Source organism: Lutibacter oricola (genome assembly GCF_900106565.1).
Taxonomy (GTDB): domain Bacteria; phylum Bacteroidota; class Bacteroidia; order Flavobacteriales; family Flavobacteriaceae; genus Lutibacter; species Lutibacter oricola.
The window spans coordinates 1-3,842 of the sequence record NZ_FNNJ01000029.1 but is presented as its reverse complement, the minus strand read 5'-3'; the positions used below and the strand labels follow the sequence as shown (position 1 = coordinate 3,842).

Below are 3,842 nucleotides of genomic sequence, written 5' to 3'. Positions count from 1 at the left end.
AATAATGATTTTAAGATTAATTAAACTAAAAAGATAAATTTAAGTTAATAAAAAAACACAGAATAAAAATGACAACAGTATGATTTTTTAGCACCAAAATGCATAGCCAAAGTAGGCAACAACTGGTATATTTTATAGCTTGGTTTTTGCACACTTACGAAAATCCTAAAGGGATTTTCTTGGTCGGTAAATATTTACTAAATTTATTGCTTAATCACGCCACAAAACATACCAAAAACCGTTACCTGCAAGCTGAAAACCGATGAAAACAGAAGAATTAGTAAAAGCATTTTACACCGAAAAACAGGATTTACTAAAAGAATATTTATCTGAAAATCCCGAAACTGAAGTTGGACAACTAATTAAATCACTCAAACTGACTAAAGAGCAAAGTGTAGTAATTGAAAAAATTATGAATTCTACTTTGACTGATGTTTTTTACACTATCCTTTTGGGTTTAGACGGTTGCGCCTCGATTGGTGGAATACAAGAAATGTATGAACTGAAAGACGAAAACGGAAATCAATTAAATGGAGAAATAGAAGGTTACGCATATGAATATTTTCACGAACAAAAATCAAAAGAGTAAGAATGAGTTTATATGTATTTAACGAACTAAAATTGAAAGCAGGAGAAATGATTTACATTATGAATGAAAAAGGAGAAGGAATCTCTGCAATCTATGAAAATGAATATAATTCATCAAATGGTACATTTAGATTTAGTAATCATTCGAATGGACAAACAGAAATGATAGAAATTGATAAACTTCAACTTCTGAAAAGATATTGAGAAAACCAAAATAACGAGCTAATAAAAAGCCTGCAGGTAACACTGTTTATATTTTATAGCTTGGTTCTAGCACATTTACGAAAATCCTATCGGATTTTCTACGTTAGTATTTTATTTAGTAAATTAGTAGCTTAAAAACGCTACAAAACATACACAAACCCGTTGCTTGTAACAGCGGATTTCACTTCTGAAATCCACATTTTAGTCATTTAAGATTAAAATAGTTAGTCTGACAGAGGCGTGAAAAAATTATTAATGAGGGAAAATTCTGATCACTCTTCTACTCTATCAAACAGAAATAAAATTTGATTAATTTGAGAATTATATTAATGATAAATTGAAACGCAAAAAACTCATTAAAACGGAACGATTTTAGCACAACTACGAATTTCTAGTTGAAACGTGTAAAATGAGCAAAACGGAGGATTTTGAGCAATGATATCGGAGAACTAGCTGAGATGTGAGAGAAAACTCGATTTGAAATAAATAGTTAAGATTAATATAACTAAAAAGATAAATTTGAGAATTAAAAAAATCTATGAATGAAAATTGCTACGTATGATTTTTTAGCACCAAAATGCAAAGCTGCTACAAGCAACATTGCATAACCAAAATTGTTGCTTTCTGCTAAATAGAATGTTTCTTAACTTTTATTTTATTAATTTTATAAAACGAAAAATTGCGATAACTTAAACACAACTTTGGTTATCCTAAACCGTTGTACTTCATTATTCAACGAACGAAAAAACTATATAAAAAATGGGAACACCACATAACACAGATGGAAGATTATCAAGATATAGAGATCTATCTGAAACAATTACTATTGAATTAATTCAAATTTTAAAAGAAAATTATTTAGCTGATAAATTAAGTTTAGGAAACAATTTAACCGATAATTTTAGAGAAAAAGAAGTATTTTACACTTTAGTAGATTCTGAATTTGAAAATGTCTTTTTAACTTTTAAATATAAGAATACAGAATTTGAAAGTCCATATGAAATAATTTTAGAAGAAAGAGGGAATGATTCTACTTCTGAACTTAAAATCTCACCTGATGAAGATTTAGTAAACCAACTACCTGAAAAAATGATTTCAGAATTAAGTGACCGATTTTATGATTTTATTCGTGAATAACAAATTACTCGATGATTATGAAAAAGGTTTGCAAAAATTGTGGAATAAAAGAATCTCCGTATTACTATAAAAATCTTTGCCAAAAATGTTTTAGTCAGCAAATTGAGAATAATTTAAATCAACAAATAGAGATTAAGTCAAATTTTCTGATAAATGAGTATGTAATTGAAAATAAGTCTATTCGAAAAATTTCTTTAGAGAATAAACTAACTACAAGCAAAATCCGAAAATATTTACTCTTATATAGAATACCGATAGAAAGAAAAAAAAACTCATTCAATGAAAAAATATTTAGCAAAATGAGTGCTCAAGGCGCTTTTCTTTTGGGTTATATTTTTACAGATGGAGATTTCCTACTCAATAAGAAAACAAACCAATATTTTTTAAGAATTTATAGTAAACATATTACACAAATTGAAAAATTAAAGAAAATATTAAAAACAGACGCTAAAATTCAAAAAAGAGAACAAAAAAATTATGGAGATTCTGTTCAAACCAAAATCTATTTTATTCATATTGGGAATCAAATAATTATAAATGATTTATTAAAATTTGGATTAACTATTGAAAAAAACTTAAATGTTAAATTTCCAAAATTAGAAGATAAATTTAAATCTCATTTTTTAAGAGGTTGTTGGGCAGGTAGTGGAAATGTAACAATCTATGAGGATAGAGTTTATTCTTCAATTGTAATTGGTTCTTATAAATTTATATCAGAAATTGAAAAATACTTATCAAGTAACGGTTTAAAACCAAGAAAAATATATAAGAATAAATTATCGAAAAAACCATCATACGTGATAAAATATGCTCACGGAGAAAGCGAAAAATTATATAACTTTCTATATAAAGGAAAAACAAATTTGACAATATCCGACAAACAAGAGATTATTTATAAAAAATATTTTACAAGAATAGAATGTAACCAATACAAATAACGCAGTACAACAACTGGTATAAAAAATTGCTAAATTTAATAAAATAGAATGTTTCTAAAAAATAAATAACTTAAATTTAAACATCGGAAAATTACGTTTTCAAAAACGCAACTTTCCATACCAAAAACCGTTGTGTGTCATACTGAAAAAGATTAATATGATAGTTTTCATAATTTTAACAATCATTCTAGTTATTGGGATTCCGATTGGAATTTCTTATTTGATTAATTGGTGGATTAAAAAGAAAGGATTTGATAAAAGATTAAGATTGATTTCATTGATTCCGATTTTAATAGTTGGATATTTTATATATGATTCAATTTATCCTTCTTCAGATTTTTACAAGGTAGACTTTAAAGAAGTTACGAATATGGAATTTCCGGTAAGTGGACAAATTAAATATAAATCAGCATCATTTCCTGACCACTTTGGAGATTATTCATCTTCCTTTTTAGCAGAATTTGAGAATAATGATTTAGACAGAATTGAAAACCAACTAAAAGAATACGGATTTGAAAAAAGAGAAAATAAAGTGGGATGTAACGAACTTGATTATATTGAGAGGAAAAAAGACAGAATGGAATATTCAAGACAATATGTTAAAGAGCCTGAAAATGATAGATATTATTTCGTAGGATTTTTGAATGATCATAAATCTGTAATTGTTACAAGGATTAGTTGGTAAAAGTACGAACACACAACACTGTTTATATTTTATAGCTTGGTTCTAGCACATTTACGAAAATCCTATCGGATTTTCTACGTTAGTGATTTATTTAGTAAATTAGTAGCTTAAAAACGCTACAAAACATACACAAACCCGTTGTACATAATGCCAGAAAATGATAATAAGACCATATAAAATACCGATGATAAAGGAAAATTTTATAGAATTTTCATTTGTAGATAACAATGATTATGAAACAGAAATTATTCCTGATTTTGATAAGTTCAAAACGCTAAATTCAGCTGAAC

At 26.8% G+C, this 3,842-nt stretch carries 5 protein-coding genes; all 5 read left to right on the top strand.

Going from position 1 to position 3,842, the window contains the following annotated elements:
* Nucleotides 1-262: 262 nt before the first annotated feature.
* The 5 genes from BLU40_RS17140 (at nt 263) to BLU40_RS17120 (ending at nt 3,552) form a co-directional block, all read left to right on the top strand.
* On the top strand, nt 263-589 hold the full coding sequence (locus BLU40_RS17140) for a hypothetical protein (RefSeq protein WP_090126668.1): 327 nt from the start codon (nt 263-265) through the stop codon (nt 587-589).
* Between the two features lie 2 nt (nt 590-591).
* Nucleotides 592-792 (top strand): hypothetical protein, encoded by a 201-nt coding sequence (locus BLU40_RS17135; RefSeq protein WP_090126665.1) that lies wholly within the window; start codon nt 592-594, stop codon nt 790-792.
* Nucleotides 793-1,551: 759 nt separating this feature from the next.
* Nucleotides 1,552-1,929 (top strand): hypothetical protein, encoded by a 378-nt coding sequence (locus BLU40_RS17130; protein ID WP_090126661.1) that lies wholly within the window; start codon nt 1,552-1,554, stop codon nt 1,927-1,929.
* 299 nt (nt 1,930-2,228) lie between these two features.
* Nucleotides 2,229-2,867 (top strand): hypothetical protein, encoded by a 639-nt coding sequence (locus BLU40_RS17125; protein WP_090126658.1) that lies wholly within the window; start codon nt 2,229-2,231, stop codon nt 2,865-2,867.
* 157 nt (nt 2,868-3,024) lie between these two features.
* Complete coding sequence (locus BLU40_RS17120) at nt 3,025-3,552, top strand: hypothetical protein (protein ID WP_090126654.1); 528 nt, start codon at nt 3,025-3,027, stop codon at nt 3,550-3,552.
* Nucleotides 3,553-3,842 lie beyond the last annotated feature (290 nt).